Annotated in this window: 23 protein-coding genes and 1 pseudogene; 17 read left to right on the top strand and 7 right to left on the bottom strand. The window is 71.9% G+C overall.

Going from position 1 to position 25,826, the window contains the following annotated elements; all coding sequences use genetic code 11:
• Positions 1–5: 5 nt before the first annotated feature.
• A complete protein-coding gene (gene leuE, locus OG448_RS11575; protein WP_405553307.1) occupies positions 6–659 on the top strand; it encodes a leucine efflux protein LeuE in 654 nt (217 codons plus the stop codon).
• Position 660: 1 nt separating this feature from the next.
• On the opposite strand, the gene OG448_RS11570 is transcribed toward leuE, so the two are convergent.
• On the bottom strand, positions 661–2,034 hold the full coding sequence (locus tag OG448_RS11570; RefSeq protein ID WP_405558773.1) for an FAD-dependent monooxygenase: 1,374 nt from the start codon (positions 2,032–2,034) through the stop codon (positions 661–663).
• A gap of 83 nt (positions 2,035–2,117) precedes the next feature.
• On the opposite strand from OG448_RS11570, the gene OG448_RS11565 reads away from it, so the two are divergent.
• Entirely contained in the window at positions 2,118–2,768 is a 651-nt protein-coding gene (locus tag OG448_RS11565; RefSeq protein WP_405553305.1) for a TetR/AcrR family transcriptional regulator C-terminal domain-containing protein, read from the top strand.
• A gap of 9 nt (positions 2,769–2,777) precedes the next feature.
• Here the strand turns inward: OG448_RS11565 and OG448_RS11560 are convergent, their stop codons facing one another.
• From OG448_RS11560 to OG448_RS11550, 3 genes are read right to left on the bottom strand one after another with little or no spacing between them, the layout of a single operon-like run.
• Positions 2,778–3,884, bottom strand: a complete 1,107-nt coding sequence (locus OG448_RS11560) for an acyltransferase family protein (RefSeq protein ID WP_405553304.1) — start codon at positions 3,882–3,884, stop codon at positions 2,778–2,780.
• 41 nt (positions 3,885–3,925) lie between these two features.
• On the bottom strand, positions 3,926–5,260 hold the full coding sequence (locus OG448_RS11555) for an alpha-2,8-polysialyltransferase family protein (RefSeq protein ID WP_405553302.1): 1,335 nt from the start codon (positions 5,258–5,260) through the stop codon (positions 3,926–3,928).
• Positions 5,257–6,234 (bottom strand): glycosyltransferase family 2 protein, encoded by a 978-nt coding sequence (locus tag OG448_RS11550; RefSeq protein ID WP_405553300.1) that lies wholly within the window; start codon positions 6,232–6,234, stop codon positions 5,257–5,259. Before OG448_RS11550 ends, OG448_RS11555 begins: the two co-directional genes overlap by 4 nt.
• 198 nt (positions 6,235–6,432) lie before the next feature.
• On the opposite strand from OG448_RS11550, the gene OG448_RS11545 reads away from it, so the two are divergent.
• Genes OG448_RS11545 through OG448_RS11530 form a run of 4 tightly spaced genes read left to right on the top strand, consistent with a single transcriptional unit; the run spans position 6,433 to position 11,120 of the window.
• Positions 6,433–7,740 carry a DUF6716 putative glycosyltransferase gene (locus tag OG448_RS11545; protein WP_405553298.1) on the top strand — a complete coding sequence of 436 codons (1,308 nt, stop codon included), beginning with the start codon at positions 6,433–6,435 and terminating at the stop codon, positions 7,738–7,740.
• A gap of 35 nt (positions 7,741–7,775) precedes the next feature.
• Entirely contained in the window at positions 7,776–9,032 is a 1,257-nt protein-coding gene (locus tag OG448_RS11540; RefSeq protein WP_405553297.1) for a cytidylyltransferase domain-containing protein, read from the top strand.
• Positions 9,033–9,043: 11 nt separating this feature from the next.
• A complete protein-coding gene (locus OG448_RS11535; RefSeq protein WP_405553296.1) occupies positions 9,044–9,982 on the top strand; it encodes an N-acetylneuraminate synthase family protein in 939 nt (312 codons plus the stop codon).
• Positions 9,983–10,028: 46 nt separating this feature from the next.
• A complete protein-coding gene (locus OG448_RS11530) occupies positions 10,029–11,120 on the top strand; it encodes a hypothetical protein (RefSeq protein WP_405553295.1) in 1,092 nt (363 codons plus the stop codon).
• A gap of 20 nt (positions 11,121–11,140) precedes the next feature.
• On the opposite strand, the gene OG448_RS11525 is transcribed toward OG448_RS11530, so the two are convergent.
• On the bottom strand, positions 11,141–11,791 hold the full coding sequence (locus OG448_RS11525) for a class I SAM-dependent DNA methyltransferase (protein ID WP_405553293.1): 651 nt from the start codon (positions 11,789–11,791) through the stop codon (positions 11,141–11,143).
• A gap of 232 nt (positions 11,792–12,023) precedes the next feature.
• Between OG448_RS11525 and OG448_RS11520 the strand changes: the two genes are divergently transcribed.
• The 10 genes and pseudogenes from OG448_RS11520 (at position 12,024) to OG448_RS11475 (ending at position 22,478) form a co-directional block, all read left to right on the top strand.
• Positions 12,024–13,250, top strand: coding sequence for a M20 family metallopeptidase (locus OG448_RS11520; RefSeq protein ID WP_405553291.1), 1,227 nt, complete (start codon positions 12,024–12,026; stop codon positions 13,248–13,250).
• 297 nt (positions 13,251–13,547) lie between these two features.
• Entirely contained in the window at positions 13,548–14,603 is a 1,056-nt protein-coding gene (locus OG448_RS11515; RefSeq protein WP_405553290.1) for a BMP family protein, read from the top strand.
• A 150-nt stretch (positions 14,604–14,753) separates the two neighbouring features.
• On the top strand, positions 14,754–16,340 hold the full coding sequence (locus OG448_RS11510; protein WP_405558771.1) for an ABC transporter ATP-binding protein: 1,587 nt from the start codon (positions 14,754–14,756) through the stop codon (positions 16,338–16,340).
• Positions 16,337–17,464 (top strand): ABC transporter permease, encoded by a 1,128-nt coding sequence (locus OG448_RS11505; RefSeq protein WP_030806647.1) that lies wholly within the window; start codon positions 16,337–16,339, stop codon positions 17,462–17,464. Before OG448_RS11510 ends, OG448_RS11505 begins: the two co-directional genes overlap by 4 nt.
• Complete coding sequence (locus tag OG448_RS11500; RefSeq protein WP_405553287.1) at positions 17,464–18,750, top strand: ABC transporter permease; 1,287 nt, start codon at positions 17,464–17,466, stop codon at positions 18,748–18,750. The genes OG448_RS11505 and OG448_RS11500 overlap by 1 nt, the downstream gene beginning before the upstream one ends.
• Positions 18,747–19,148, top strand: coding sequence for a cytidine deaminase (locus OG448_RS11495; RefSeq protein ID WP_391295022.1), 402 nt, complete (start codon positions 18,747–18,749; stop codon positions 19,146–19,148). Before OG448_RS11500 ends, OG448_RS11495 begins: the two co-directional genes overlap by 4 nt.
• A 70-nt stretch (positions 19,149–19,218) precedes the next feature.
• Positions 19,219–20,502, top strand: a complete 1,284-nt coding sequence (locus OG448_RS11490) for a thymidine phosphorylase (RefSeq protein ID WP_405558769.1) — start codon at positions 19,219–19,221, stop codon at positions 20,500–20,502.
• 178 nt (positions 20,503–20,680) lie between these two features.
• The gene (locus tag OG448_RS11485; RefSeq protein WP_405553285.1) at positions 20,681–21,394 is read left to right on the top strand and encodes a hypothetical protein; all 714 of its coding nucleotides are present in this window, start codon (positions 20,681–20,683) and stop codon (positions 21,392–21,394) included.
• Positions 21,395–21,584: 190 nt separating this feature from the next.
• Positions 21,585–22,087: pseudogene (locus OG448_RS11480) on the top strand (Uma2 family endonuclease); the annotation flags it as partial.
• A 10-nt stretch (positions 22,088–22,097) separates the two neighbouring features.
• Positions 22,098–22,478: an STAS domain-containing protein gene (locus OG448_RS11475; RefSeq protein WP_405553284.1), complete on the top strand. Its 381-nt coding sequence runs from the start codon at positions 22,098–22,100 to the stop codon at positions 22,476–22,478.
• On the opposite strand, the gene OG448_RS11470 is transcribed toward OG448_RS11475, so the two are convergent.
• On the bottom strand, positions 22,362–23,375 hold the full coding sequence (locus OG448_RS11470; protein WP_405553283.1) for a sigma-70 family RNA polymerase sigma factor: 1,014 nt from the start codon (positions 23,373–23,375) through the stop codon (positions 22,362–22,364). The two genes, OG448_RS11475 and OG448_RS11470, sit on opposite strands and share 117 nt — an antisense overlap.
• Positions 23,376–23,505: 130 nt before the next feature.
• Complete coding sequence (locus tag OG448_RS11465; protein ID WP_405553281.1) at positions 23,506–24,807, bottom strand: MFS transporter; 1,302 nt, start codon at positions 24,805–24,807, stop codon at positions 23,506–23,508.
• Between the two features lie 63 nt (positions 24,808–24,870).
• Between OG448_RS11465 and OG448_RS11460 the strand changes: the two genes are divergently transcribed.
• Entirely contained in the window at positions 24,871–25,824 is a 954-nt protein-coding gene (locus OG448_RS11460) for a LysR family transcriptional regulator (RefSeq protein WP_405553280.1), read from the top strand.
• Positions 25,825–25,826: the final 2 nt, after the last annotated feature.

The raw sequence follows: 25,826 nt of genomic DNA, 5'->3' as shown, positions 1-25,826 counted from the left end.
CTCTCATGTTCGGCGTCATTGATCTGCCCGCCTACCTGGCCGGGCTGCTGCTCATCATCCTGCTTCCGGGGCCCAACTCGCTGTATGTGCTGTCCGTTGCCGCCCGGAAGGGGATCAGGCCGGGGTACACGGCGGCCGCCGGGGTGTGGTGCGGGGACACCGTGCTGATGACGTTGTCCGCGGCCGGGGTGGCCTCGCTGCTCCAGGCCAACGCGGTGCTGTTCGGGATCGTGAAGTACGCCGGTGCGGGTTATCTGACCTGGCTGGCGATCGGGATGCTGCGGGCCGCCTGGCAGATGTGGCGGACCCGGCGGGCGCCGGTGGTGGCGGAGGCCGTGGCCGAGGAGGGGCCGGAGGCCGAGCGGCCGTTCCGGCGGGCCCTGGTGGTCAGCTTGTTCAACCCCAAGGCGATCCTGTTCTTCGTGGCCTTCTTCGTCCAGTTCGTGGACCCGGCCTACGCCTATCCGGCACTGTCCTTCGTCGTCCTCGGCGCCTTCGCCCAGGCCGCCAGCTTCCTCTACCTCAGCGCCCTGATCTTCAGCGGTACCAAGCTGGCCGCCGCGTTCCGCCGCCGCAGGCGGCTGTCGGCGACGGCCACCTCGGCGGCCGGGGTGCTCTTCCTCGGCTTCGCGGTGAAGCTGTCGCTCGCCGCGGGCTAGTTCAGGCCAGGCCGACGCGGGCGAGGTAGCTGCCGAGCCCCTCGGTCGAGTCGCCCGCCCAGCCGACGTGGCCGTCGGGGCGGACCAGGAAGACGCCGGGGCCGTAGGAGGCCGGGGCGGCGGGCAGGGAGCGTACGCCGGGGAGTTCGGCGCCCAGGAGGGTCCAGTGCGGGCCCCGGAAGGCGTCGAAGAGGCGGACGCCGGCCACCGTGCCGTCCGGGGCGCGGTCGCCCGCCCGTACATCCGTGGGCTCGGCCCGGGTGTCCTCGCTCAGCGCCGACTCGCGGTGGCCCAGGTCGAGTTGGACCGTCGCCCTGCCCCGCTGGACCTCGCCCCGGTGCACGCCCGTGGAGAGGTCCAGCATGGCGGCGGCGTTGGCGTGGCGCTCCTCCTCGTAGGTGTCGAGCAGGGTCTCCGGGGCGCCGTCCCGCAGCACCGCGCCCAGCTTCCAGCCCAGGTTGTAGGCGTCCTGGACGCTGGTGTTCAACCCCTGCCCGCCCGCCGGGGAGTGCACGTGGGCCGCGTCCCCCGCGAGGAAGACCCGGCCCGCCCGGAACCGGGCCGCGAGTGCCGCGCGCGGCCGGAACTCCGAGGCCCAGCGCACCTCGGTGAGGTCCTCGGGGTCGAGATGCGTACCGGCGCCGACCAGCTTGCGCAGGCCCTCCAGGGACATGTCGGGCGTCTCGCCCTCGGGCAGCCGCGCGGCCAACTGGAAGTCCTCCGTACCGGCGAGCGGGCACAGCATCAGGCCGGTGCCGTCCTCGCCGGGGAAGGCGTGCCAGTGCTCCCGGTCGAGCCCCCGCATCCGCACGTCCGCGACCAGGAACGGGCTCGGGTCCACCGTCTCCCCGGTCATGCCGATCCCCACCGCGCGCCGCACCGCCGAGCGGCCGCCGTCGGCCGCGACCACGTACCGCGCGCGCACCGCCGTACCGTCCGCGAAGTGCGCGGTCACGCCCTCGGGGTCCTGCTCCAGGCCGGTCAGCTCGCGGTCGAAGGCGACCCGGCCGCCCAACTCGGTCAGCCGGGCGTGGAGCACCTCCTGGGTGCGCCACTGGGCGACCATCAGCGGGTCGGTGTACGGGGCGCCCTCGGTCGGCTCCACCGGCTCGAACATCGGCCGTACGCCGACCTGTCGGCCGTCCCGCCAGATCATCCGGGGCGGGTACGGGCCACCGGCGGCGCGGATCGCGTCCAGTACGCCGAGGTCGTCGAAGACCTCCTGGGTGCGCGGCTGGACGCCCTTGCCGCGCGAGCCGGGGAACAGGGCGCCTGCCCGCTCCACCACGAGCGCGTCCACCCCGCGCCGGGCGAGGTCCACCCCGAGGGTCAGCCCGGTCGGACCGGCCCCCACCACCAGCACATCGACATCCATCGGGGCATTCATGGCATATCTCCTTAACGCTGTTAAGTGCCGTTGCTCACGAGCGTGCCCTTAACGGCGTTAAGCTGTCAAGCGTGAGTACGGAACGACGCGCCCCCCTGGACCGCCGCAAGGTCGCCGACACCGCGCTGCGGCTGTTGAACGAGACCGGCCTGGACGGGCTGACCCTGCGCGCCATCGCCCGCGAGCTGGATGTCAAGGCACCCGCGCTGTACTGGCACTTCAAGCACAAGCAGGCGCTGCTCGACGAGATGGCGACCGAGATGTACCGGCGGATGACGGCCGGCGCGGTGCTCGGCCCAGCCGACACCTGGCAGGAACGGCTGTCGGCGGCCTGCCGGGGCCTGCGCACCGCGCTGACCGGCTACCGCGACGGCGCCAAGGTCTTCAGCGGCTCCCGCTTCACCGGCACCGAGCACGCCCCCGCGATGGAGTCCCACCTGCGCGTCTTCACCGGCGCCGGCTTCACCCTCGCCCAGGCGGTGCAGGCGATGCGCACGGCGAACATGTACACCATCGGCTTCGTCACCGAGGAACAGGGCGTGCGCCCGCTGCCCGGCGAGCGGCGCGAGGGGTACGACGTGGAGGAACGGGCCCGCCGCCTCGCCGAGTTCCCGCTCGCGGCCGAGGCCGGCAAGCTGCTCTTCGACGACTACGACGAGCAGTTCGAGGACGGCCTGAAACTGATCGTGGCCGGGATCGAGGCCACGTACGGCATCCGCTGAGGCCGGCCCTCAGCTCTTGAGCGCCCGGCGCAGCCGGGGTCCGAACGGCTTCTCCACGAACCGGTGCAGCAGCCACGCCAGCATCAGCATCCCCGCCACCGTCAGCCCCAGCGTCGGCCACGCGGCGAGCCCCAGCCCCCGGTGCAGCACCCGGACCGCGAACCAGCCCAGGTGCTCGTGCACCAGATAGAACGGGTAGGTCAGCGCGCCCGCCGTCACCAGCCACGGCCAGGACGCCCACCGGGTCCAGCCCAGCGCCACGGCCGCCACCGAGGCGAAGGCCAGCGTGACCACGGCGACGATCACCACCGGGTGCCGGGTGAAGTCGCCCTGCGCCCCCGGATGCCACAGCCCGCGCACGGCCGCGCTCTGCCCGAGCAGCCAGGACATCGCCACCAGGCCCCACAGCAGCGGGCTGCCGCCGAAGCGGTGGACCAGGTACAGCGCGAGTCCGCCGACGAAGAACGGCGCGTACTCCGGCATGACCAGCGCGTCGGTGAGGGCGTTGCCCGCGGTGGTGGAGATCGCGGCGGCCAGCGTCCAGACGCAGGCGAACAGCACGACGCGCCGGTAGGTCGCCCCGCGCCACACGACGAACAGGGCGAACAGCGCGTAGAACCGGACCTCCACCCAGAGCGTCCAGCACACGCCGAGTATCCGGGAGGCGCCCATCGGCTGCTGGAGCATGGTCAGGTTGACCAGGAACTCGTCCGCCCGCACCGGATGCACCACCACCGGCAGCACGAAGGCCGCCCCGGTGACCAGCACCAGCGCCACCCAGTACGCGGGATACAGCCGGGCCACGCGGGAGCGGAAGAAGTCGCCGAGCGTGCGGCCCCAGCCGCTCATGCAGATCACGAAACCGCTGATCACGAAGAAGAACTGCACGCCCAGACAGCCGTAGGGGGCGATCTGGGAGAGCCGGGGGAAGACCTCGGACGGGCTCTGGTGCCAGGACTCCGATATCGTCCCGCCGCGCCCGGTGTAGTGGTACAGGCACACCATCAGCGCGGCCACGAGCCGGAGCCCGTCCAGGGCGAGCAGCCGCCCGCGCGCCCCGGTGGCGACCGGCTGGGAGAGGCCGGCGGGCGGGGCGAGCGGCGAGGTGGCGGTCATCTGTGCAGTCCTTGGCGTCGAGACGGTCGGTGACAGGGGGTTCAGCCGCGGGCGGTCCGGCGCAGGCCGCGCGCGCGGCGGGCCACCCGGCGGACGGTGGCGTTGCGCGGGATGAACGCGAGCTGCGCGGGCACCCCGCCGGGCAGCCCCAGCACGGTCAGCCGACGGCGCTTGAAGTAGCGCAGGGTGGCCGGGTCCAGGTGCCGGGCGAGGAAGCCCTCGACCTCGGCGCGCAGCCGGGGCAGGATCTTGGGCTGCATGGCGAAGCCCACCGCGCGCACCAGCGAGCCCAGTTCGGTGACCTCCATGCCGCGCCGCCCCTCGGTGACGGCCGCCCGGTCACCCAGCTCGGGCAGCAGCGCGTCCACCACGGTGACCGGCACCCGGTTGCTGTTCTCGTACGGGGCGAGCCGCTCCAGCAGGGTGCCGGTGCCGACCCGCGCCACGGGCAGGCCGTAGAGCGTGGCGGCGGTCAGCAGGGCGGTGGAGAAGCAGCCGACGACCAGTGCCGGGCGCATCCGCTGGTACAGCACCTCCGCCAGCACCGGGGTGTCCAGCACCGTGAGGTCCGCCCCGAGCCGCTCCGCCTCCTCCTCCAGGGTGCGGGCGTAGCGAGCCGGTGCGGTGGGGTGCGGCTTGAACACCACGCGGTTGTGGCCCAGTTGGACCGCACCGCGCAGCATGCGGACGTGCAGTGCCTCCTCCTCGTCCGGGGTGAGGATGTCCAGCGCGGAGAGGTACTGGCCCAGCAGCAGCGCGGGTTCCTCGACCGCGGGCAACTCGTCACCGGTACCGGCGAGTTCCGCCAGCACCTTGGTGAAGGCGGCGGTCGGCACGATCTCGGCCGGGACCCCGAACTCGGTGAGCAGCAGCGGCTGAAGGCCCGGCACCAGGTCGAGGTGGAGCAGCCGGTCCACGCGGGTGCCGACCAGCGGGTCGATCTTGTTGCGGGTGGGGCCGTAACTCATCAGGCCGTCGGCGTAGACCGTGACCGGGGCGCCGGTGAAGATCTGCGCGAGCGCCAGCGACGGGTTGACCTGGATCGACTCGACCGCCAACTCGACGTGGGCGTCCCCCAGTCCCCACTCGTGGCGGAAGTACCGCTGCCACAGCGGCATGTCGTCCACCCGGGGCAGCCAGCCGCCGGGGTGGAAGGGGTGGATGGTCTCGTTGTACGACAGCACGTCGTCGAACCGGTCCCGCAACCGCTCGAAGCCGGGCATCTCGTCCAGCGGGGGCGTGGTCTCCGGGGTCGCCGCGTTGTTGCAGACGAGCAGCAGGCGCCGGTCGGCGGGGGCGAAGCAGCCGGAGTCCAGGGCGGCGGCCAGCGTGGCCACGCCGTACAGCGTGGACGCCTGGAAGATCTGGGTGGTCACGCGGCGGCTCCGGCGGGGGAGGGGCGGCGGCGCAGCCGGCGCAGCCGGGTGGCGCGGGCGAGGTCCATCGAGTCCAGCGCCTCGTTCAGCACGTCCTGCGGCATGCGCCGGAGGGCGGCCGCGCTCAGGGATTTCAGTTTTCTCGCCACCTGTGGCTCGAACCTTTCGATGCTTCCCAGATGGTGGGAAATGATCGCGCAATAGGTGCGCACGGCCTTCGGCAGCAGGGAATCCGCATCCCGGTCGGCGGCCGTTTCCGCTATGACCTGGTCGAACGCGCGCAGGAAATCGAGCTGGCGGACATCGCCGATCTGGGTCAGCGAGGAGGCGACCCCGCGCCGGTAGAACACGCCGAGCAGCCCCACCACGGCGAACGACTCCGCCTCCCGGTGCAGCCGCCAGATCCACGGCCGGTCCTCCGCCGTGCGCAGCCCGTCCGTGAAGTGCAGCAGTCCCCGGTCCGCGAGCCGCCGGTGGTAGATCCCGGCCCAGGCGTACGCGTAGTCCACCGACGTCGACCGGTCCGCTGGCAGGATGGCCGCCCTCGGGTCCAGGACGACACCGCGCCGGCCGTGCGGCACCCGGTGCACGGACCGGGCCCGCGCGGTGCACTGGACATGGTCGGTGCGCAGGAAGTCGCACCCCAACTCATCCATGTGCCGCACAAGTTGGTCGTAGTAGCCGGGGGCGAGCCAGTCGTCGCCGTCGAGGAACGTCAGGTACTGGCCGCGCGCCCGGTCCAGACCGGTGTTGCGGGCGGTCGCCAGCCCGCCGTTGCGCTCGTGCCGGACGACGACGGCGCCCGGCAGTTCGCGTTCGGCGCGCTCGAGGATGCCCGGTGTCCCGTCGCGGGAACAGTCGTCCACGAGAATGAACTCGTAATCGTCCCGCGCGTTCGCACGAAGACTCCTCAATGTGTCCGGCGCGTATTGCTGCACGTTGTAGAACGGCACGATGACCGAGAGCTTGACCACGCCGAGGACGTTAGGGCGGGGCCCGGCATTCAGGTCGACGCTCGTCTTGATACCGGGTGAACGACGCGTGGCGAAGCCGTGAACCGGGTTTTCCCGAACCCCGATCCGGGCCCGAATCCCCATTCGTCGATGTGCTGTTAACCGTTTGTTGAGTTCGGGTTGGGCGGGACCTACGAATCGCTTCCTAGCGTCTTCGGCGTGCCAGCAAGTGCAACGAAGTCCCCGCGGATCGCCGTCCTCGCCGATTCCGACACCCGGTGGAAGTGGGGCGCGCTCACCGCGCGCCGTATCGCTCCCGCCGCTGCCGGACGGCTCGACGGCTACCTCCTGCGGGGCCGGGCCACCCCGACGCCCCGCCAGCTCGCGGAGACCGGCGCCACCGCCGACTCGCTCCGGGAGGTCACCGGCGCGGAGTTCCTGCGCGCCATGACCGGGGAGTCCTACGACATCCTCGTCCTCGCGCTGGTCGGCGGCGGTGTGCAGGCCATGCTGCACGGCCTCCGGCACGCCTGGGGCAGCGGCCCGCGCCCGGTGGTCGTCACCGGTTACGTCGGTGTCGTCTACGAGAAGCTCGCCGACGGCCTCCTGCTGCGGCACGGCGCCGACCTCGTCCTCGCCAACTCGGCCCAGGACGCGGACCGGTTCCGCGCCGTGTACGAGGGGGTCGGCGCGGACGCGGGCGCGGTCACCGAGGTCGCGCTGCCGTTCCTCGGCGGGGAGGCGTACGCGGGTGAACGGGCCCCCTGCACCGTGACGTTCGCCGCGCAGCCCTCCGTACCGGAGAACCGCGCGGACCGGACCTACCTGCTGGAGAGGCTCATCGCCCACGCCCGGCGCCACCCCGAGCGCGAGGTGCTGCTCAAGCTGCGCTCCAAGCCGGGCGAACACACCACGCACATCGAGGAGTTGCCGTACCAGAAGCTGGTCCGGGGGCGGGAGCTGCCGGCCAACCTCCATCTGGTGTACGGGCACATGGGCGAGGTGCTGGACCGGACCGACCTGCTGGTCACCGTCAGCTCCACCGCCGCCCTGGAGTCCCTGCACCGGCGCGTCCCCACGGCCGTACTGACCGACCTCGGGGTGCGGGAGGCGCTGGGCAACCACCACTTCCTCGGCTCCGGCTGCCTGACCTCCTGGGACCGGCTGGACGCCGGGCACCGCCCGGAGCCCGACCCGGAGTGGCTGGCCCGGCAGGGCGTGGCCGCCGACGGCCCGTACGCCACCGCCTTCGACGCCGCCCGCACCCGGATCGCCGCCCTGCTGGAGCGGTCCGGCGCGCTGCCGCCGCTCGACCCCTACTACACCCCCGAGACCGCGCCCGGCTATCTGCCCGGCATCCTCGCCCGCCACCACCTCGGCCCCGACGGCGCCCCGCTGCCCGGCAGCCCCGCCACCCGCGCGGAGGCCGGACCCGTCCGGCAGATCGTGCGCCGGGCCGCCCGCGGCGCCTACCGGCACGGCGTCCAGCGGGTCGCCCCGGTGATCCGGCGGATGGGCGAGCTGTGAACACCGCACCCTCTTCCTCCCAAGGAGCTGACCCCATGACCCACTGGCCCGCCGATCCGGGCGACCCGCCGCGCCGGGTGCTCGCCGTGATCCCGGCGCGCGGCGGCTCCAAGGGGGTGCCCGCCAAGAACCTCGCCCCCGTGGGCGGCGTCCCGCTGGTGGCCCGCGCGGTGCGCGCCTGCCTGGCCGCCCCCGCCGTCACCGACGTCGTCGTCTCCACCGACGACGCGGCCGTGGCCACCGCGGCCCGCGCGGCCGGCGCCGAGGTCGTCACCCGGCCCGCCGCCATCGCCGGGGACACCGCCACCTCCGAGGCCGCCGTGCTGCACGCCCTGGACGCCTTCGAGGAGCGCGCCCGGGCAGCCGTCGACGTGGTGCTGCTCGTGCAGTGCACCAGCCCCTTCCTGCTCGCCGACGACATCGGCCGGGTCGCGGAGGCGGTCGTCCGCGACGGCGCCGACACCGCCGTCACCGTCGCCCCCTTCCACGGCTTCGTGTGGCGCGACGACGACCCGGCCGAGCCCGGCACCGGCTATGGCGTCAACCACGACAAGGCCGTACGCCCCCGCCGCCAGGACCGCCCCCAGGACCTGCTGGAGACCGGCGCCGCCTACGCGATGGACGTCACCGGCTTCCGCGCCCACGGGCACCGGTTCTTCGGCCGCACCGAGCTGGTCCGCACCGACCCCGCCCGCGTGCTGGAGATCGACGACCCGCACGACCTGGCCCGGGCCCGCGCCCTGGCACCGCTGCTGGACACCGTCCCGGCCGGCGCGCTGCCCACCCGCGACGACATCGACGCCGTCGTCCTCGACTTCGACGGCACCCAGACCGACGACCGGGTGCTGATCGACACCGACGGGCGGGAGTTCGTCTCCGTGCACCGGGGCGACGGGCTCGGCATCGCCGCGCTGCGCCGCGCCGGGGTGCCGACGCTGATCCTGTCCACCGAGCAGAACCCCGTCGTCGCCGCCCGCGCCCGCAAGCTCCGGCTGCCGGTGCTGCACGGCATCGACCGCAAGGACCTCGCCCTCAAGCAGTGGTGCGAGGAGCAGGGCATCGCCCCCGAGCGGGTGCTCTACGCCGGCAACGACGTCAACGACCTGCCCTGCCTCGCCCTCGTCGGCTGGCCCGTCGCGGTCGCCGACGCCCACGACGCCGTACGCGGCGCCGCCCGCGCCGTCACCACCGTCCCCGGCGGTTACGGCGCCATCCGGGAGATCGCGGGCTGGCTCCTCGGGCCCTCCCTCGACACCCTTCCCGACCCCGTCCCCACGTCCCACAGCAAGTAAGGAACACCCTGATGAGCAGCAACTCCCGCCTCCGCACCTTCGGTTCCCGCGAGGCCGGCCCCGGCCGCCCGGTCTACGTCACCGGCGAGATCGGCATCAACCACAACGGTGAGCTGGAGAACGCCTTCAAGCTGATCGACGCCGCCGCCGAGGCCGGCTGCGACGCCGTGAAGTTCCAGAAGCGCACCCCGGAGATCTGCACCCCGCGCGACCAGTGGGACATCGAGCGCGACACCCCCTGGGGCCGGATGACCTACATCGACTACCGCCACCGCGTGGAGTTCGGCGAGGACGAGTACCGCCAGATCGACGAGTACTGCAAGGAGAAGGGGATCGACTGGTTCGCCTCCCCGTGGGACACCGAGGCCGTCGCCTTCCTGGAGAAGTTCGACGTGCCCGCCCACAAGGTGGCCTCCGCCTCCCTCACCGACGACGAGCTGCTGCGCGCCCTGCGCGCCACCGGCCGCACGGTGATCCTCTCCACCGGCATGTCCACCCCGAAGCAGATCCGCCACGCGGTCGAGGTGCTCGGCTCGGAGAACATCCTGCTCTGCCACGCCACCTCCACCTACCCGGCCAAGGCCGAGGAGCTGAACCTCCGCGTCATCAACACGCTGGAGAAGGAGTTCCCGAACGTCCCGATCGGCTACTCCGGCCACGAGACGGGCCTGCAGACCACGCTGGCCGCGGTCGCCCTCGGCGCCGTCTTCGTCGAGCGCCACATCACCCTCGACCGCGCCATGTGGGGCTCCGACCAGGCCGCCTCCGTCGAGCCGCAGGGCCTGATGCGCCTGGTCCGCGACATCCGCGCCATCGAGGCGTCCCTCGGCGACGGCGTCAAGAAGGTCTACGACTCCGAGCTGGGCCCGATGAAGAAGCTGCGCCGGGTCTCCGGTGTGGTCGCCGAGGCGGAGATCGCCGCCGCCGCGGGCGAGCCGGTCACGGTCTGACCCCAACTCGCCCGACTGCTCTACGACGGGACGGTCACAACCCCCCATGAGCCCTCGCGCCGGACACCCCGGCCCCCCTGCCCGCACGCTCGCCTTCGTGGAGAGCCCGGTGCAACTGCTGAACGTACTGGAGTGGGCCCACGCGGGCGGGGTGCCCGCGCGCGAGGGGGCCGGGGCGGGACTGACGCTCGTCGTGCTCGCCCCCACCGACCCCATGACCCGGGGCCAACTGCGCCGCATGGCCGACCTCGCCCGGGACGAGGGGTACGAGGTGCGCTGGGAGGAGGCGCGGGGCGGCGCGAGTGCCCCGTTCCAGACCGTCGGCACGCTGGCCGGGGCGCTCAGACGGGCCGGCCGGATCGTCATGGGCGACCCGTTCTCCCGCTACGTACAGCTCCTGCTCACGATCACCCGTGCGCCCGAGCTGGTCGTGGTGGACGACGGCACCGCCACCATGGAGTTCGTCGCCCAGTTGGCCCGCGGGGAGCGCCTGGTGCGCTGGCACCGCAAGGGCGGCCCGCCGGGCCCCCGTGACCTGCTCTTCGCCCCGGTCTCCGCCACCGCCCGGCGCCGCCTCACCCCGAGCGGCGGCCGGCGCGTGGAGGTCTTCTCCGCGATGCCGGTGACCGAGACCCCGGACGGCGTCACGGTCACCGCCAACGAGTTCGCCTGGACCCGCGCCCGCTTCGGACCGCCCCGCGTGACGAAGACCGCCGACCTGGTCGGCACCTCCCTGGTGGAGACCGGTGTGGTCGACGCCGACCGCTACCTCGCGGCCGTCCAGGCCCTGGCCAAGGCCCACGGCGCCACCCGGTACTTCGCCCACCGGCGCGAGAGCACCCCGAAGCTGCACCGGCTGGCCACCGAGACCGGCCTGGAGGTCGTCCGCCCCGACCTCCCCCTGGAACTGATCGCCCGCCGGGGCCCGATCGGCAGCACCGTGCTGAGTTTCCCCTCCACGGTCGTCCACACCCTGCCCCTCGCCCTGAAGGGCACCGGCGTCCGCGTGGCGGTCTGCGACATAGACCCCGCCTGGCTCACCGCCCACGCCTCCCCACGAGCCCAGGGCTTCCTCTCCGGGGTGACGGGCACGGCCCGCGACACACACCGGCTGACGACGGTGGTACCGGGGACCTGAGGCCCAGTCTTCCGTGAGGGTCAGTCCTTCCGCGCCAGCACGAACCCCCGCGCCCGGGCCTCCTCGCCCTGCGGCTCGCGGACCACGGACGCCACCAGGGTCAGGCCCGCTTCCGTGAGGCGGGCGGCGATGGCCGCAGGGGAGCGCATGTAGTAGTCCAGGTCGATCTCGTGGCCGAAGCGTTCCGTCAGGTGCAGGTGGTCGGCGTCGCCGGTCTGGAAGGCCAGCAGGACGGGGGCGCCGGCGCGCAGGGTGCGGTGGAACTCGGCGAAGGCACTGGGGAGGGTGTCGTCCGGGACGTGGATCGTGGAGTAGAGGGCCAGGATGCCGCCCAGGGTGGCGTCCGGGAGGTCCAGCGCGGTCATCGAGCCGACGTGGAAGCGCAGGCGCGGATGGGCCGCACGGGCCAGGGTCACCATCGCGGGGGAGAGGTCCACCCCGAACACCGGCACGCCGAGGCTGTCCAGCAGGGCGGTGACGAACCCCGGCCCGCTGCCCAGGTCGGCCACCGGGGCCGGGCCGTTCTCCTTGACCAGCTCGGCGAAAGCGCTGACCAGGGAGCGGTCCAGGGGGTGGAGGAGGCCCGAGGGGAACCGCTCGGCGTACTCCTTGGCGATCGCGTCGTAGGACGAGCGGGTGGTGTGCAGGAAGTCCGCGGTGCTGTCGGTCACGCCGCCGCACCCTACCGGCGCCGCCACGCCGCGCGGGTCCGGTCCATGGACAAACCGAGCGCCGGGGCGGCTGGCGTGGTATCCGTGGAGGGAGAAAGAAAGGTTTTACCCAACCCAGTCCACCGCCATGCGTCCGCCGGTCAAGTTTTCTCCCCCCAACGGGCTGAACTTTTGTTGATCGAGGGTCAGTTGACCGTCCGGGCGTCCTACCCTTCAGAGGGTGAACCGATTGATGACCCGAGAGACCGTGGCCGACCTCCCCGGTGCTGTGCTCCCCGGCGCGCTCAGCGAATCACTGCACGCCGAGCTCGTAGCCTTCCGCCGCGACCTGCACATGCACCCCGAGCTGGGCAACCAGGAGTTCCGCACCACCGCCGCCATCAAGGAGCGGCTGGAGCGGGCCGGACTGAAGCCCCGCGTCCTGGTCACCGGAACCGGGCTCATCTGCGACATCGGGCACACCGAGGGCGAGCGCTCCGGCGTACCGCTGCTGGCCCTGCGCGCCGACATCGACGCGCTGCCCATCCCGGACACCAAGGACTGCTCGTACCGGTCCACCGTGCCCGACCGCGCCCACGCCTGCGGCCACGACGTGCACACCACCGTCGTGCTCGGCGCCGGCCTGGTCCTCGCCGAGCTGCACGCGCAGGGCATGCTGTCCCGGCCGGTGCGGCTGATCTTCCAGCCCGCCGAGGAGCAGCTCCCCGGTGGCGCCCTGACCGCCATCGCCGATGGCGCGCTCGAAGGCGTCGGCCGCATCCTCGCCCTGCACTGCGACCCCAGGGTGGAGTGCGGCCGGATCGGTCTCAGGCACGGCCCGATCACCAGCGCCTGCGACCGGCTCGACGTGGCCCTGGTCGGCCCCGGCGGGCACACCGCCCGGCCGCACCTGACCACCGACCTGGTCACCGCCGCCGCCCGCGTCGCCACCGACGTGCCCGCGCTGATCGCCCGCCGCGTCGACACCCGCAGCGGACTCGCCCTGACCTGGGGGCGGATCGAGTCGGGTCACGCCCCCAACGTCATCCCGCAGCACGCCGAACTCTCCGGCACCGTCCGCTGCCTGGACCTGGACGCCTGGCGGGACGCGCCCGACATCGTGCACGCCGCCATCGACGAGGTCGCCACCCTGCACGGCGCCAAGTCGGAGATCACCTACGTGCGCGGGGTGCCGCCGGTCGTCAACGACCGGGAGTCCGCCGAGCTGCTGCGCCGCGCGATGGTCACCCGCTGCGGGCTGGACTCGGTGGAGAGCACCGAGCAGAGCCTCGGCGGTGAGGACTTCTCCTGGTACCTGGAGCACGTCCCCGGCGCCATGGCCCGCCTCGGCGTCCGCCGCCCCGGCGAGCGGACCGTACGCGATCTGCACCAGGGTGACTTCGACGCCGACGAGAACGCGATCACGGTCGGCGTCGAACTCTTCACCGCGGCCGCGCTGATGGCGTCGCCCGAGGTCTGACCTGCCCCGCACGGCAGCACACGGACGGCCCCCGCGAGGCATGCGGGGGCCGTTCGCGCAACACATCCGCAGGCCATTCGTATCCGCCCCGAAACATGGCGGACCGAGGCTCGGTAGATCGAGTTCAAGTGCCGTTTGCCTCGGTTCGATAACGGCTGCCCGAGAGGTGTTTTTCTGACATCTACGCGCGTTACGATGCCGCGAAGCCGACGCCGACGGGGCGTCTCGGCCGGGGCGTCGTCAGACGCTTCCACCAAGCGCCATGGTGGCGCTCAGGTCAGGTGAAGGAGCCTTCCCGTGCGCCGGGTAGCCAAGCTTTCCGCTGCGTGTATAGCCACCGCAGCTCTCGCCCTTTCTGCCACGGCCTGTGGCAGCACCTCCTCCGAGAACGACAAGTCGTCCTCCTCCTCCGGTGACGGCAAGGGTGTCAAGATCGGTCTCGCCTTCGACGTCGGCGGCCGTGGTGACCGTTCCTTCAACGACTCCGCCGCGCGCGGTGCCGACAAGGCGAAGGACGAGTTCGGCGGCTCCGTCAAGGAGCTGACCGCCAAGACCACCGACACCGAGGCCGACCGCGAGCAGCGCCTCTCCGACCTGGCCGACGCGGGCTTCAACCCGATCATCGGTGTCGGCTACGCGTACGCGCAGTCCATGGGCAAGGTCGCCAAGAAGTACCCCAAGACCAGCTTCGGCATCGTCGACTCGGTCGTGGACGCGCCCAACGTCGACAGCATCACCTTCACCGAGGAGCAGGGCTCCTACCTGGCCGGCGTCGCCGCCGCGCTGAAGACGAAGAAGTCGCACGTCGGCTTCATCGGCGGTGTGGACGTCCCCCTGATCAAGAAGTTCGAGGCGGGCTTCGTCCAGGGCGTCAAGGACACCAACTCCAAGATCAAGGTCGACACCCAGTACCTGAGCCACGGCTCGGACACCTCCGGCTTCGCCAGCCCCGACAAGGGCAAGGAAGCCGCGCAGGGCATGCTGGACAACGGCGCCGACGTGATCTACTCCGCCGCCGGCTCCTCCGGCAACGGTGCGATCGAGGCCGTCAACGGCAAGAAGGGCGCCTGGGCGATCGGCGTCGACTCGGACCAGTACAACATCCCGGGTCTCGCCAAGTACAAGGGCTCGATCCTCACCTCGATGGTCAAGAACGTCGACCTCGGCGTCTACGACTTCGTGAAGTCCGTCCACGACGGCAAGGCGCTGGCCGGCGTCAACAGCTACTCCCTCGCCAAGGACGGCGTCTCGCTGTCCACCAGCGGCGGCTTCATCGACGACATCCAGGCCAAGCTGGACGCCGCGAAGAAGAAGATCGTCGACGGCTCCATCAAGGTCAAGACCACCCCGTGACCTGATGGGTCCGTCAAGGACCCCGGCTCGGCGTGGGGGCGCCTCAGGTGCTCCCCGCCGGGCCGTAACAATGTGTCAACTCTACGCGTGTAGTACTGAGTTGTCGCGCTAGCGTCGCCGACGCCTGGCTTCCCCCTCGCATCCCTCCGCATCCCCCTTCCCCGAGGAGAGTGCGCCATCAACGCGTCCAGCCCTCCCGCTGCCGTCGAACTCCGCGGCATCACCAAGCGTTTCCCCGGCGTCGTCGCCAACCGCGACATCGACATCACCGTCCGCCCGGGCACCGTCCACGCCCTGTGCGGCGAGAACGGCGCCGGCAAGTCCACCCTGATGAAGATCCTCTACGGCATGCAGCAGCCGGACGAAGGCACCATCACCATCCACGGCGAGCAGGTCACCTTCGGCAACCCCGGTGACGCCATCGCGCGCGGCATCGGCATGGTGCACCAGCACTTCATGCTCGCCGACAACCTCACCGTGCTGGAGAACGTAGTCCTCGGCGCGGAGAAGCTGCACGGCATCGGCGCCAAGGCCCGTACGAAGATCAGGGAGATCTCCGACGCGTACGGCCTGGGCGTCCGCCCCGACGTGCTCGTGGAGCGCCTCGGTGTCGCCGACCGCCAGCGCGTGGAGATCCTCAAGGTCCTCTACCGCGGCGCCAAGACCCTGATCCTGGACGAGCCGACGGCCGTGCTGGTGCCCCAGGAGGTCGACGCACTCTTCGACAACCTGCGGGAGCTGAAGGCCGAGGGCCTGACCGTCATCTTCATCTCGCACAAGCTGGGCGAGGTGCTGTCGGTCGCCGACGAGATCACCGTCATCCGGCGCGGCACCACGGTCGGCACGGCCGAGCCCAGCACCACCACGCCCAAGCAGCTCGCCGAGCTGATGGTCGGCAGCGAGCTGCCCACCCCGGAGACGGAGGAGTCGACCGTCACCGACGTCGCCCTCCTTCAGGTCGACGGGCTGCACCTGGCCCAGACCGACCTGGACGGCATCGAGCGCGTCATCCTCGACGAGATCTCCTTCACCATCCACAAGGGCGAGGTCCTGGGTATCGCCGGCGTGGAGGGCAACGGCCAGTCCGAGCTGGTCGAGGCGATCATGGGCATGCGCGACCCGGACGCCGGCACGGTCACGCTCGACGGCGCCGACGTCAGCCACGTCCCCACCCGCCGCCGCCGCGAGGCGGGCATCGGCTACATCCCTGAGGACCGCCACCGGCACGGCCTGCTGCTCGAGGCGCCGCTGTGGGAGAACCGCATCCTCGGCCATGTCACCGAGCGCCCCAACTCCCGCCGCGGCCTGCTGGACCCGAAGGCGGCGCGCACGGACACCGAGCGCATCGTCGCCGACTACGACGTGCGCACCCCGGGCATCGACGTCACCGCGGCCTCGCTGTCCGGCGGCAACCAGCAGAAGCTGATCGTCGGCCGCGAGATGAGCCACAGCCCCAAGCTGCTCATCGCCGCCCACCCCACCCGCGGTGTGGACGTCGGCGCGCAGGCCGCGATCTGGGACTACATCCGCGCGGCCCGCCGCGACGGACTCGCGGTCCTGCTGATCTCCGCCGACCTGGACGAGCTGATCGGTCTCTCCGACACCCTGCGGGTGATGTACCGCGGCCGCCTGGTCGCCGACGCCGACCCCTGCACGATCACGCCCGAGGAGCTGGGCTCCGCCATGACGGGAGCGGCCTCCGGCCACCTGGAGCACATAGAGGACGACGCGCGATGAACAAGCTGACCTCACGGATCGACAAGGAGCGGCTGCTCCTCGGCATCGCGGCGCCGCTGCTGGCCATCGTCGCGGCCCTCCTGGTCACCGCCCTGGTGATCCTGGCCACCGGCAAGAGCCCCGGCGCCGCGTTCAGCGACATGGTGACGTACGGCTTCGCCTCGGACAGCCAGGTCTACATCCTGAACAAGGCGACGACGTACTACCTCGCGGGTGTCGCGGTGGCCATCGGCTTCCGCATGAACCTGTTCAACATCGGTGTCGACGGCCAGTACCGGCTCGCCGCGTTCGTCGCCGCCGTCCTCGGCGGCGCGCTGACCGTGCCCGGCTGGCTCGCCATCCCGCTGATCATCCTGGCCGCCATGGTGACCGGCGCCCTGTGGGCGGCCATCGCCGGCATCCTCAAGGTGACCCGGGGTGTCAGCGAGGTCATCGCCACGATCATGCTGAACTCGATCGCCACCGCGATCATCGGCTACCTGCTCCAGCCCAGCCAGCTCGGCCAGCTCGACAAGGCCGGCACGCTGGTCTCCACCAAGCCGCTGCCGGAGTCCTCCTGGTTCTTCCAGATCGACACCGGCCCGGCGGGCATCCTGTGGGGCTTCATCGTCGTCGCCGTGATCGTCGGCATCGGCTACTGGTTCGTGCTCGGCCGCACCCGGTTCGGCTTCGACCTGCGCACCGTCGGCCAGTCCGAGACGGCCGCCGCGGCGAGCGGTGTCGGTGTGAAGAAGATGATCGCCACCAGCATGATCATCTCGGGCGCGGTGGCCGGTCTCATCGGCATGCCGACCCTGCTCAACGACAGCCACCAGTTCAGCAACGACTTCCCGGCGGGCATCGGCTTCACCGGCATCGCCATCGCGCTGCTGGGCCGCAACAACCCGGTGGGCATCGCGCTGGGCGCCCTCCTGTGGGGCTTCCTGGAGCGCACCACCAACCACCTGGAGTTCCAGGGCTACGACAAGGAGATCCTCGGCGTGATCCAGGGCGTCATCGTCCTGTGCGTCGTGATCGCCTACGAGGTCGTGCGCCGCTACGGCCTCAAGCGCCAGCAGCAGCGGGTCGGCGCCGAGCTGGCCGCCCGCGCCGCCGCCCCGACCGAGATGCAGGAGGTGGCGTGATGACCGCCACGATGACGGACGCGCCGCCGCCCGCGGCGCCCAAGGCGGACAACGCCGCCCAGCCGGCGGGCCGTTCGCTCGCGAAGATTCTCATGATCGTCGGCGGTGCGCTGCTGCTCGTGGCCGTGGTCCGGGTCATCACCGGGGCCAACCAGCTCACCTCCGAGGGTCAGGTCAGCGCGGCCCTCGGGCTCGCGGTGCCGATCGGGCTCGCGGGCCTCGCGGGCCTGTGGTCCGAGCGGGCCGGCGTGGTCAACATCGGCCTCGAGGGCATGATGATCCTCGGGACCTTCGGCGCCGGCTGGATCGGCTGGCAGTCCAGCCCCTGGCTCGGCCTGCTGTGCGGCGTCGGCTTCGGCGTCCTCGGCGGCCTGGTGCACGCGGTCGCCACGGTGACCTTCGGCGTCGACCACATCGTCTCCGGTGTGGCGATCAACCTGCTCGCGCTGGGCGCCACCCAGTACCTCGCCAAGCTGTTCTTCGCCGAGGGCACGGCCGCCGAGGCGGGCGGCAACCCGAAGCAGTCCCCGCCGGTGAACTCGCTCGGTGACGTCACCGTGCCCGGACTCTCCGACGCGCTGCACTCGGTCGAGCAACACCACTGGTTCCTCATCTCCGACATCGCGGGCATTCTCGGCGGTATCGTCACCGACGTGTCCGTGGTCACGATCCTCGCCGTGCTGCTCTTCGTGGGCAGTTGGTGGGTGCTGTGGCGGACCTCGTTCGGCCTGCGCCTGCGCTCCTGCGGCGAGAACCCGGTCGCGGCGGAGTCCCTGGGCGTGAACGTGTACCAGTACAAGTACGCGGCCGTCGCCGTCTCCGGCGGTCTCGCCGGGCTCGGCGGCGCCTTCCTCGCGCTGGTCACCTCGCACACCTACCTGGAGGGCCAGACCGGCGGCCGCGGCTACATCGGTCTCGCCGCGATGATCTTCGGCAACTGGCGTCCCGGCGGTCTCGCCATGGGTGCGGGCCTGTTCGGCTACTCCGACGCCCTCCAGCTCCGCAACGGCGGCGTCACCGTGCACGCCCTGCTGCTCCTGCTGGTCGTGCTGCTCGCCGCCCTCGCGGGCTGGAAGCTCTACCGCAAGGCGCTCTGGCAGGGCGTGATCAGCGCGGTCATGGCCGTACTGGTCCTGGCCTGGTACCTGTTCACCGACGAGGTCCCGAGCGACTTCGTCGGCGCCACCCCGTACGTCGTCACGCTGCTGGTGCTGTCGCTGTCCGCGCAGCGGCTGCGGATGCCGAAGGCGGACGGCATGCGGTACCGGAAGGGGCAGGGCAAGTGACCACCGCGACCGCGTTCGACTGGGAGAAGCTGCGCGCCGAGGCCCGCGAGGCCATGGCCCACGCCTACGCCCCCTACTCGGGCTACCCGGTCGGCGTGGCCGCCCAGGTCGACGACGGCCGTACGGTCACCGGCTGCAACGTGGAGAACGCCTCCTACGGGCTCGGGCTGTGCGCCGAGTGCGGGCTGGTCTCGCACCTCCAGCGCACCGGCGGCGGGCGCCTGACACACTTCACCTGTGTGGACGGCACCGGCGCCCTCCTCGTGCCGTGCGGCCGCTGCCGGCAGCTCCTGTACGAGTTCGGCGGGCCCTCGCTGCTGCTGGACACCCCCGAGGGCGTCCTCCCGCTCTCCGAGATGTTGCCGCAGGCCTTCGGCCCGGACCATCTCACCAAGTAAGTCCGTGCGGCCCCCCTGCTCGCTCTGCGAACAGGGGGGCCGTACACCTGCACCTCCCGGAAGGAACTCCCTGGCCATGGACGCCATCTCCGTCATCCGCAGCAAGCGGGACCGCGCCGCACTGACCGACGAGCAGATCGACTGGGTCATCGACGCGTACACCCGCGGCGAGGTCGCCGACTACCAGATGGCCGCCCTCAACATGGCGATCCTGCTCAACGGGATGGACCGCCGGGAGATCGCCCGCTGGACCGCGGCGATGATCGCCTCCGGCGAGCGCATGGACTTCTCCTCGCTGTCCCGGCCGACCGCCGACAAGCACTCCACGGGCGGCGTCGGCGACAAGATCACGCTTCCGCTGGCCCCGCTGGTCGCCGCGTGCGGCGCGGCCGTCCCGCAGCTCTCCGGGCGCGGCCTCGGCCACACCGGCGGCACCCTGGACAAGCTGGAGTCCATCCCCGGCTGGCGCGCGCTGCTCTCCAACGAGGAGATGCTCTCCGTGCTGGACGGCGTCGGCGCGGTGATCTGCGCGGCCGGTGACGGCCTGGCCCCGGCCGACAAGAAGCTGTACGCGCTGCGCGACGTGACCGGCACGGTGGAGGCGATCCCGCTGATCGCGTCCTCGATCATGTCGAAGAAGATCGCGGAGGGCACCGGCTCCCTGGTCCTGGACGTGAAGGTCGGCTCCGGCGCCTTCATGAAGAACATCGAGGACGCGCGTGAGCTGGCCTCCACCATGGTGGGCCTCGGCACCGACCACGGCGTGAAGACGGTCGCCCTCCTCACCGACATGTCCACCCCGCTCGGCCTCACCGCGGGCAACGCCCTCGAGGTCCGGGAGTCCGTCGAGGTCCTCGCGGGCGGCGGCCCGGCGGACGTCGTCGAGCTGACCCTCGCGCTCGCCCGCGAGATGCTCGACGCGGCCGGCCTCAAGGACGCCGACCCGGCCAAGGCCCTGGCCGACGGCTCCGCGATGGACGTCTGGCGCCGCATGATCGCCGCCCAGGGCGGCGACCCGGACGCGGCTCTCCCCGTCGCCCGCGAGCAGCACGTGGTGACGGCCCCCGCCTCCGGCGTCCTCACCCGCCTCGACGCCTACGACATCGGCATCGCCGCCTGGCGCCTCGGCGCGGGCCGCGCCCGCAAGGAGGACCCGGTGCAGGCGGGAGCGGGTGTGGAGCTGCACGCGAAGCCGGGGGACGCGGTGGTCGCGGGCCAGCCCCTGCTGACCCTGCACACGGACACGCCGGAGCGGTTCGGCTACGCGCTGGAGGCTACGGAGGGGTCGTTCGACATCGCGCCGACGGGCACGGAGTTCGCGGCTTCGCCGGTGGTGTTGGGGCGGGTGGACTAAGCCGGAAGATGACGCCAAGGGCCTGATGCTCACGGGGATCAGGCCCTTCCTGCGTCTCTGGTGCCTGTCGGGGGACGCTTGGGAGAGACCCCGGATCGGCTTCCATCTAGCGCAGCGATCAACCAACTGGTTAGGTGAGAGGCCCAGTTGGGACGTAACGACCTATGGAGTCCAAGGTATGGCAACAGGTGCCTCCGACGAGGCGGACCCGGCGGCAGCCGCACCTGGGCAACGAGCCCTCGCCCTGCTGGACAAGGCACTTGATGCCCAAAGCCCGCTGGTGCGCAAGAACATCGCCCGAGCCCGCCAGCGGAACCCGCAGGCGACACCGGCACAGGTGATCCGCAATCTGGAGCGGATGTACGTCAGCGCCCTGGCCGGGACGGGTGCCGCAGTGGGAGGAACCGCGGCCGCGCCCGGAGTTGGCACGGGAGTCGCGCTGGCACTGTCGGCGGGCGAGGCCCTGTCGTCCCTTGAGCTGAGCACCCTGTTCGCGCTCTCGCTCGCCGAAGTCCACGGCATCCCCCTCGACGAGATGGAGCGCCGTCGGACGATCGTGATGGGAATCCTGCTCGGTGGGAAGGGCTCCGAGACCATTACCAAGGTCGCCCAACGTACGGGGCAGCATTGGGGACGTCAGGTCGTCGCCAGGGTACCCGTCGAGACACTGCGTCAGGTCAACAGCATCTTGGGGAAGAACTTTGTCACCAAGTACGGGACCAAGCAGGGAATCATCGTCCTCGGCCGGGTGGCACCGTTCGGTATCGGCGCTGTGATCGGCGGTGGCGCCAACGCTGCCCTCGCCACTCTGGCCGTACGAGCCGGGCGCCGCGCATTCGGCCCGCCCCCGACGTCGTGGCCATGGCCGACGTCCGAGAACTTGCACGACTGACCCTCGACTGAAGGGCGTCGAGAGCGGGCAGGCACTCGCATCGGCTTGGCGTAAATCGACAGCCCTGCCCGCGTGCATGAGTCCGAAGACGTAACCCGATGCCCCGGGCCCGTCCACGGCCCTCCCGTTCTCCGCCGTTCATGAAACGTTGGCTCTACCTGGTCATGACACGTCGCGATCATCTCGCCGGCCCGAGGGCAGCAGGGTGGAGATCATCGAGGGGATCGTCACCGTGTCGCCCGCTCCCGCGTACCGCCACAACGTGATGGCGGCGCGCATCCAGCGTCGCCTCTACTCCGTGATCCCCGAGGACTGGGAGATCTTCCAGACACTGTCCATCGCCGTGCCTCCCGCCTGGGCATGTTCATCCCTGATCTGGTCGTCGCGCCGCTGCAGCCGTCCGAGACGGAGTCGCACATCCCGGCATCCCTCGCCGAACTCGTCGTCGAGGTGACCTCGCCGTCCAACGCTCGGCACGACCGGATCAGCAAGCCGGCCGCGTACGCCACGGCGGGCATCCCGCTCTGTCTGCTCGTGGACCCATGGGCCCCGGGTGGCCCCACTGTCACCCTCTACGGTGAGCCGAAGGACGACGTCTACCGGGTGCTCAGCGCGGTGAAGTTCGGTGACACCGTCCACCTGCCCGAGCCGTTCGACGTGGCGATCGACACCAGCGAGTTCCCCGTGGACTGATCGCCGTCCGATGAGTTGTGGGTGTCCCCCCGGTCTACCGGACGTGGACCCCAGGACCGACCCCGTGCTCGTGCTGCGTGGCCCCGTCACCCGGGATGGGGTGGCGGGGCTGTCCGATGTGGTGCGGGAGTTGGTTGCCGGCACCGGGATCGTTGTGTGCGACGTGCGCGGGCTCGGACCGCCGGGGCTCGCGCACGTCGATCTGCTCGCCCGGCTGGAGCTGGCCGCCCGCCGTGGAGGCGGGCGGATACGGCTGCGGGACCCCGACCCCGCGCTACGCGCCCTGCTCGGGCTCGTCGGGCTCGGACTCCAGGTGGAGGGGGAGGTCGAAGAGGGGGAACCAGCGGGGGGTGTCGAGGAAGCAGTGGAAACCGGTGATGCGGCCTCCTGAGATCTCCAGGATCTGGACAGCCCAGGGGGTGAAGCCGCCCTTCTCCGGGTCCGGTTTGTAGTGGGCGAAGCCCGGGAGGCCGTTGACCTGGACCGGGAGGAGGCGGGAGCCCGCGCAGGAGGCGCCGATGGTGGACATGAAGCCGGTGATGTCGGCGGGGCCGAGCAGCCACAGGTCGAACGGCGGCATCGTCATCACCGCGTCCTCGTGGAGCAGGGCGGTCAGCGCCGTCATGTCGTACCCCTCGAACGCCTTCACATAGCGCTCCAGGAGCTGTTTCTGCTCCTCGTCCAGCGGGTCGGAGACAGCGGCCTCGGCGCCGGTGTCCGCGCGCTCGGCGAGGGTGGCGCGGGCTCGCTGGAGGGCGCTGTTGACCGAGGCGACCGTGGTGCCCAGCAGCTCGGCCACCTCGCCGGCCCGCCACGCCAGTACCTCGCGCAGGATCAGTACGACCCGCTGCTTGGGCGGCAACTGCTGGAGCGCCGCCATGAACGCCAGCCGGATCGACTCGCGGGCCACCGCCGCCTCCGCCGGGTCGGTCACCGCGGGCAGCACCCGCGCGTCCGGCACCGGCTCCAGCCAGGTGTGGTCCGGGCGCGGGGAGAGCGCGGCCCGCGCCAGCGGGGTCGGCTCGGTGAGGTCCATCGGGCGGGCCCGCTTGTTGCCCGCGGCCAGCATGTCCAGGCAGACGTTGGTGGCGATCCGGTACAGCCAGGACCGCAGACTGGACCGGCCCTCGAACTTGTCGTAGCTCCGCCAGGCCCGCACCAGCGTGTCCTGCACCGCGTCCTCGGCCTCGAAGGACGAGCCGAGCATGCGGTAGCAGTACCCGGTCAGCTCGGTCCGGTGCTTCTCCAGTGCGACATCGAGGTCCGCGGTCGCCGTGCCGTCACTCATCGTCCACCCACCCCTGTGGCCGTCCCGTACGCGCGCCGTCGCGCCCCAGTACTCCGGAAGCTACCGCAGCCCACTGACAATGGCCCCCGGAGTCGGGAAACCCGCAGCTCGGGCGGGCGCGCGCACCGGCTCAGTGCGCCGGTACGGCCTCCCGGCGCGCGGCGGTCCGGGCCGCGAGGGTGCCCAGCGCGGTGATGGCGACGACCCCCACGACGGCGAGCAGGCCGACGCCGACCGTGCCCGCCCAGCCGCCGGAGTGGAAGGCGAGCGCGCCGACGGTGCTGCCCGCGCTGGAGCCGATGTAGTACGACGACTGGTACAGGGCGGTCGCCTGGGCGCGGCCGTGCGTGGCCGTCTTGCCGACCGCCGAGGAGGCGACTGCGTGGCCCGCGAAGAAACCGGCCGTGATCAGCACCAGGCCCAGCAGGACCAGCGGCAGGGACGGCACCAGTGACAGCAGCAGGCCCGCCGCCGTCGTACCGCCCGCCGTGTACAGCGCGCCCCGGCGGCCGAGGCGGCCCACCAGCCGGCCCGCCGACGACGCGGAGACCGTGCCGACCAGGTACACGAGGAAGATCGAGCCGATGATGCCCTGCGGCAGGGAGAACGGCGCCTCGGTCAGCCGGTAGCCGATCACCGTGTACACCCCGCCGAACACCGTCATGAACAGCGCGCCGATCGCGTACAGGCGGCGCAGCAGCGGTGAGGAGAGGTGGTCGCGGACCGCGCGGGCCAGCACGCGGGGGCGCAGCGAACCCGCCTCGAAGTGCCGGGGCGCGGGCAGCAGCAGCCGGAACGCCACCGCGCAGCCCACCGCCACCAGGCCGATCACGCCGACGGCGATCCGCCAGCCCCACTCCTGCGCGACCCAGCCGGTGATGACCCGGCCGCTCATGCCGCCCACGCTGTTGCCCGCGACGAACAGGCCGATCGCCGTGACCAGGGCCTTCGGCCGGACCTCCTCGGCCAGGTACGCCGTCGCGGAGGCGGGCAGCCCCGCGAGCGCGGCACCCTGCACGGCCCGCAGCGCGACCAGCGCGCCGATGGACGGGGCGAACGGCACCAGCAGGCCGACGCCCACCGCGACCATCAGGGACGCCGTCATCACGGTCCGGCGGCCGAACCGCTCCGACAGCGCGCTCATCGGCAGCACGAACAGGGCCAGCCCGCCGGTCGCCGCCGCCACGGTCCAGCTCGCCTCGCCGGCCGCCACCCCGTAGTCGTCGGAGATCAGCGGCAGCAGGGCCTGGGTGGAGTACAGCAGCGCGAAGGTCGCCACGCCCGCGAGGAAGAGGGCGAAGCTCATCCGGCGGTAACCGGGGCCGCCCGGCGTCAGCCGCGAGTCGGCCGGAGCCGGAGCGGGGGTCTCGGGGGAGGGGACGGGCGTGCGGGCGTCCACGCTGATGGACGCCCCGGTACTGGCGGGAGACATGCCTCGAAACTAAGGACGCGACCACTCATCCGTCCAATGCATGGAATCGCCATAATCGTTCCCATGGAGCATCAGCAGAGGTCACGGCCGCGCCTGTCACCGTCCGGTGACACAGAAGACATGGCGCTGCTGCTCGCGCCCCGCCTCGCCTACTTCGCCGGGGTGGCCCGGACCGAGCACGTCACCCGGGCCGCGCACGAGATGAACGTCCCGCAGTCCACCCTCTCCCGCGCGATGGTCCGCCTCGAGCAGGACCTCGGGGTGGACCTGTTCGCCCGGCACGGCCGCACCGTCTCGCTCACCCCGGCCGGCCGCACCTTCCTCGGCTCGGTGGAACGTGCCCTCGCCGAGGTCGAGCGGGCCGCCGAGGAGGTGCGCGCGGACGCCGACCCGGCCACCGGCAAGGTCGCCTTCGGCTTCCTGCACACCATGGGCCCCGAGACCGTGCCCGGCCTGCTGCACGCCTTCCGCGCCGACCATCCCGGAATCCGCTTCAGCCTGGTGCAGAACTACGGCGAGGCCATGCTGGAGCGGCTCAGGGCGGGCGAGCTGGACCTCTGCCTCACCTCACCGGTGCCGGACGCGCCCGACCTGGTCGCCCGGCGGCTGGACGAGCAGAAGCTCCGCCTGGTCGTCCCGGCCGACCACCGCCTGGCCGGCCGCCGCCGCATCCGGCTCGCCGAGGCGGCCGACGAGACCTTCGTGACCCTGGAGCCCGGCTACGGCCTGCGCCGCATCACCGACGACCTGTGCCGTGAGGCCGGGTTCCGGCCCAGGGTCGCCTTCGAGGGCGAGGAGACGGAGACCTTGCGCGGGCTGGTGGCCGCCGGGCTCGGGGTCGCCCTGCTGCCGCCGCCCACCGTGCCCCGGCCGGGCGTGGTGGAGCTGACGGTGACCGCGCCGAGGGCGGTCCGCGAGATCGGCGTCGCCTGGCTGGCCGACCGCCCGGACACCCCGCCGGTGGCCGCCTTCAAGAAGTTCCTGCTCTCCAGGAGGGGCAGTCTGCTCCCCTCCTGAAT

Source organism: Streptomyces sp. NBC_01171, assembly GCF_045039805.1.
Classification (GTDB): domain Bacteria; phylum Actinomycetota; class Actinomycetes; order Streptomycetales; family Streptomycetaceae; genus Streptomyces.
This window is presented reverse-complemented; position numbering and strand designations above follow the sequence as displayed.